Here is a 4,476-nt window from a genome sequence, read left to right as displayed (position 1 = left end):
CTTCTTAATTCGATTTCCTTGGAAAAAGAACGCTATCCTTCCATTCTGCCGTTGGTCAGGAGATTTGGTACAAAAATTGTGGCCCTATGCCTGGATGATGGCGGAATGCCCAGGGATGTAGAAGATCGCTTTCGCCTGGCTAGACTCCTCATCGAAAAATTGTCTGGAGAAGGAATTTCTCTGGACGACATTTACATAGACTTCCTGGTGCAACCGGTGGCCACAGACTTTAATCTGGGGACTATTCTGCTGGAGGCATTAGAGAGAATCAAGCGGAATTTTCCTACAGTCCATGCCATCTGCGGCCTCTCCAACATTTCTTTTGGCCTTCCTCAACGAAGATTGCTCAATCACGTCTTCCTTGTCCTGGCTTTGGCCAAAGGCCTGGACGCAGCCATCCTGGATCCCACTGATCCCGGAGTGATTTCTTGCCTCAAGGCTGCTCAAGTATTACTCGGCCAGGATCCGTTCTGTTCAGAATACCTGCAAGCCTTTCGCCAGGGCCGCTTGAATTACTAAGCCGAAGAAACCAAGGCTTACTTTCCAAAGCACTGCATATACATTCTACTTGCCAGATTCCCCACAAATGTGTTAGATAATTTGCTTGAAATCCTTTATACAGGAGGTACTCCGTGCAGGCTGCCGACCGGTTGCAGAAAATTCCGCCTTATCTTTTTGTCACTCTGAGAAACAAAATCAACAAGGCGAGGGCCGAGGGCGTAGATGTGATCAACCTGGGCGTGGGGGATCCGGTAGATCCCACCCCTCAGAGCGTGATTGACGAGCTTTGCCGCCAGGCCCAGATTCCCATTAACCACCAGTATCCCATCGACGAAGAGAAAGGCATGCTGGCTTTTCGCCAGGAGGTAGCCAGGGGGTATGCGAAGAGATATGGAGTAGAGCTAAATCCAGAGGGGGAAGTTTTGGGCTTAATTGGCTCCAAAGAAGGTTGCCATCATTTCATCCTCGGGATCGTCAACCCGGGGGATGTCGTGTTAATGACTGATCCCGGATATCCGGCTTACCGGGCGAGTATCTATATGGCCAGCGCCGAGCCTTATGCTGTGCCCATGCTGGCCGAGAATAATTATCTTCCCGACCTCGATCAAATCCCTGCCGACATTCTCAAGCGAGCCAAAGCCATGTTCCTTAACTACCCCAACAACCCTACGGGGGCCTGCGCCACGCGGGCTTTTTTCAGTAAAGCGGTCGAAATGGCCAAGGCCCACGACATTGCCATATGTCATGACAACCCCTACAGCGAGATCCTTTTTGATGACCAGGAACGCCTGAGTTTCCTATCCGTGCCCGGGGCCAAAGAGGTGGGCATCGAACTCAATTCTCTTTCCAAGCCTTATAACATGACCGGTTGGCGCATCGGTATGGCCATGGGCAACAAAGAGATCCTTGCCGCTCTCTGTAAGGTGAAAGAAAACACGGATTCCGGGATCTTTAACGCCATCCAATATGCCGCCATCGAGGCTTTGCGCAAAGAGGACGGCAATATTACCAGGATGCTGGCAATCTATTCCCGCCGCCGGGATTTGGTCCTTAAGACCTTTGAAAAAATCGGCCTGGGATTTAAGCCCCAGAAAGGAACTTTCTACCTGTGGATCCCTGTGCCGAAAGGGACCACCTCCCTTGATTTCACAACCACCCTCTTTGAGAAAGCCGCGGTAGTCGTCGCGGCCGGTACGGCTTACGGCCGACACGGAGAGGGATATATCCGCATCTCCCTGACGGTTCCGGACAACCGGCTGGAAGAGGCCATGGAGAGAATTCAAAAAATTTTCCGGTCGTAGAAAGTTTGTTCGGCAGTTACTTATCACTGAACACTTAACACTATTTTTCTATGTTGACTTACATCGGCATTGGATCAAACCTGGGGGATGCACTGGACAATTGTCGCCGGGCCATCCAGGCCATTGCTGCGGATAGGAGAAATCAGTTATTCCAATGTTCCCCGCTCTACCGGACCGAGCCGGTGGGCAAGAAAGATCAGGCCTGGTTCATCAACGGGGTGATAGCCGTCGCGACTTCCCTCCGCCCTCGTGAATTTCTGGATTTCCTCCTGGAAATCGAACACAAGATGGGGCGGGAGCGGGGGGAGCGCTGGGGTCCCCGGGTGATCGACCTGGATATCCTTTTTTATGGTGCCGAGGTTTTGAACGAAGGCGGACTACAGATTCCCCATCCGCGGCTGCACGAGCGCAGATTTGTACTTATCCCGCTCCGGGATATCGCTCCTCATCTTGAACACCCCTTACTGGCCAAGACGGTATCGCAAATTATCTCGGAACTGCCGGAAGAGGAAAAAGTCCTGCCCATTTTAGAAAGAGGTCAAGGGCCATGTCCCGTTTAATTCTTTTTCTGATCATTCTGACGGTGGTCTATTGGGTAATTAAGCGTACCTTTTTCCCCGGGAAAGGAAGAACCGGCAAACTCGACGAGACAGGTGAAGAGCTGGTCCAGGACCCTTTCTGTCAATGTTATATCCCCAAGAGCCAATCCTATGCTGTTTCCTTGCAAGGCAAGAAGTTTTTCTTTTGCAATGAAGATTGCTATAGAAAATATCTGGCATCCAGAGCCTTGCCCAAATCCTGAAATATTTATTGCATAATAAAAGCCGATAAGTTATCGTATATTTAGATATGATTTTTCCCTCTGCTTGGGAACGAATTCTAAAAAGGGTAAAAAAGGAGTAGGTTCTGAGATCCACCCCAAAGAAAATCGTATCGATCATCATCGGAGGGTTCGCTGCATGGTTCATTGCTCCCTCTTTTTCCTTTGCCGATATTTACAAATACGTGGATCCAAATGGTGTGGTCCATTTCACCAATGCTCCCACGCACGGCAAGTTTAAACTGGTGCTGAAGGAAGAACGCGTACAATTTCGACTTGGGCCTACTTTTGAAAAATATGACCTAACCATCTGGAAGGCCGCAGAAAAATACAGGGTGGATTACGCCCTCATCAAGGCGGTCATCAAGGCGGAGTCCAATTTTAACCCCACGGCCATCTCGCGAGTGGGGGCCAAAGGATTGATGCAGCTCATGCCGAAAACCGCCTATGCTTTTCAGGTATTGGATTCTTTTCATCCAGAGGATAACATTGAGGGCGGAGTCCGCTACCTGCGGTACCTTTTAACCCTTTTCGATGGAAATTTATACTCGGTTTTGGCGGCTTACAACGCTGGAGAGAAGGCTGTCTTCCAATATAATGGTGTTCCCCCTTATCGGGAGACCCGAACCTTTGTCCAACGGGTATTACATTATTTCCAGCAATACAATCGGGAACCGAGACCAGATTTTTCTGCCCAATTCACCAACTAAAATTCAGCTATTGTAACTATGGAAGGAACCATCGAGGCCGTGGCCAAAGAGCAGTATCAAGCGACCCTTTGGAATGCTCCCAATGCTCTCTCCTTTTTTCGCTTGGCGGCCATTCCTTTTGTGGCGGGATTTCTTTTCTTCCCTGAACCTTTGCCGAGCTTCCTGGCTGCTCTTTTTTTCACCGCTGCCTCATTGACCGACCTTTTGGATGGATACATCGCCCGGCAACAAAAAAGTGAGACGGCTGTGGGTAAGCTATTGGACCCGATGGCCGATAAACTGTTAATCAACTCGGCATTGATCATGTTGATTTCTTTAGGCCGTATCCCGGCCTGGATGGTGGTCCTGATCGTGGGGCGAGAAGTGGCAGTTACAGGGCTCAGGGGAATTGCTTCTACCCAGGGTCTGGTCATCGCCGCCAGCAACTGGGGAAAGGCCAAGATGGTCTTTCAGTCCATCGCTTCAATCGGGCTGATGCTGCACTATAAATATATGGGGATCGATTTCCATTTCTTCGGCATGCTGCTCCTTTGGATTGCCTTGGTTATTACCCTTTGGTCTGGCATTGATTACTTTTATAAATTTTACCGGGAACATCAGAAAAAAACCAATAGCCAATAGGTGATAGGCTAAAGGCAAAAGAGAAGGAAAAAATAGACGGCGCAGGGTGTAAAGCGCTGGGATTAAGGCCAATTAATCATTAGTCATTTCCCTATAGCCCATTGCCCAGAGCCTATAGCCTGTTTTGTTCTGTTTTATTCTTGACAAAGAGAGGAGCAATTTTTTAAAATAACGATGCTTTAGGAAAAAAACGAGCGGGAATAACTCAGCGGTAGAGTGCAACCTTGCCAAGGTTGAAGTCGCGGGTTCAAATCCCGTTTCCCGCTCCAATTTCATTGTATAAGAAATTCCTTTTTGGACACGGATGTACACGGAAAGTCGCATAGCGCTTAGCGCTATGCGCATAGCGTCTTTTTTGTATCTGCGGTGATCGGCGTAAATCTGCGTCCTATTAAATTTGATGGCGGCATAGCCAAGTGGTAAGGCAGCGGTCTGCAAAACCGCGTATCCCCGGTTCAAATCCGGGTGCCGCCTCCATTTAAGAGGATGGTTTTAAGAAATACCATCCTTTTTTATTTTTAGG

General features: G+C 49.1%; 6 protein-coding genes and 2 tRNA genes. All 8 read left to right on the top strand.

Translation table 11 applies throughout. The features are described 5' to 3' along the window. Positions 1-519, top strand: a 519-nt coding sequence (locus Q7V48_15365; GenBank protein ID MDO9212103.1) for a dihydropteroate synthase, incomplete at its 5' end; no start/stop codon positions are given. 113 nt (positions 520-632) lie between these two features. Beyond that, the gene (locus tag Q7V48_15360) at positions 633-1,802 is read left to right on the top strand and encodes an LL-diaminopimelate aminotransferase (protein MDO9212102.1); all 1,170 of its coding nucleotides are present in this window, start codon (positions 633-635) and stop codon (positions 1,800-1,802) included. Positions 1,803-1,852: 50 nt separating this feature from the next. After that, entirely contained in the window at positions 1,853-2,362 is a 510-nt protein-coding gene (gene folK / locus Q7V48_15355) for a 2-amino-4-hydroxy-6-hydroxymethyldihydropteridine diphosphokinase (protein MDO9212101.1), read from the top strand. After that, a complete protein-coding gene (locus Q7V48_15350) occupies positions 2,350-2,604 on the top strand; it encodes a hypothetical protein (GenBank protein ID MDO9212100.1) in 255 nt (84 codons plus the stop codon). Before folK ends, Q7V48_15350 begins: the two co-directional genes overlap by 13 nt. Positions 2,605-2,744: 140 nt before the next feature. Further along, positions 2,745-3,332, top strand: a complete 588-nt coding sequence (locus Q7V48_15345; GenBank protein ID MDO9212099.1) for a lytic transglycosylase domain-containing protein — start codon at positions 2,745-2,747, stop codon at positions 3,330-3,332. Positions 3,333-3,350: 18 nt separating this feature from the next. Next, positions 3,351-3,953, top strand: coding sequence for a CDP-diacylglycerol--glycerol-3-phosphate 3-phosphatidyltransferase (pgsA, locus tag Q7V48_15340; protein MDO9212098.1), 603 nt, complete (start codon positions 3,351-3,353; stop codon positions 3,951-3,953). A 194-nt stretch (positions 3,954-4,147) separates the two neighbouring features. After that, positions 4,148-4,222: transfer RNA gene (locus Q7V48_15335), tRNA-Gly, on the top strand. A 133-nt stretch (positions 4,223-4,355) separates the two neighbouring features. After that, positions 4,356-4,430: transfer RNA gene (locus Q7V48_15330), tRNA-Cys, on the top strand. Positions 4,431-4,476 lie beyond the last annotated feature (46 nt).

The organism is Deltaproteobacteria bacterium (assembly GCA_030654105.1).
Classification (GTDB): domain Bacteria; phylum Desulfobacterota; class SM23-61; order SM23-61; family SM23-61; genus JAHJQK01.
Note: the sequence above shows the minus strand (reverse complement) of the source record. Positions and strands in the feature narration are given on the sequence as shown.

Excerpts from the sequence above, each read along its gene's own strand:
- pgsA (MDO9212098.1), top strand. The coding sequence starts at position 3,351 with ATGGAAGGAACCATCGAGGCCGTGGCCAAAGAGCAGTATCAAGCGACC.
- Q7V48_15350 (MDO9212100.1), top strand. The coding sequence starts at position 2,350 with ATGTCCCGTTTAATTCTTTTTCTGATCATTCTGACGGTGGTCTATTGG.
- folK (MDO9212101.1), top strand. The coding sequence starts at position 1,853 with ATGTTGACTTACATCGGCATTGGATCAAACCTGGGGGATGCACTGGAC.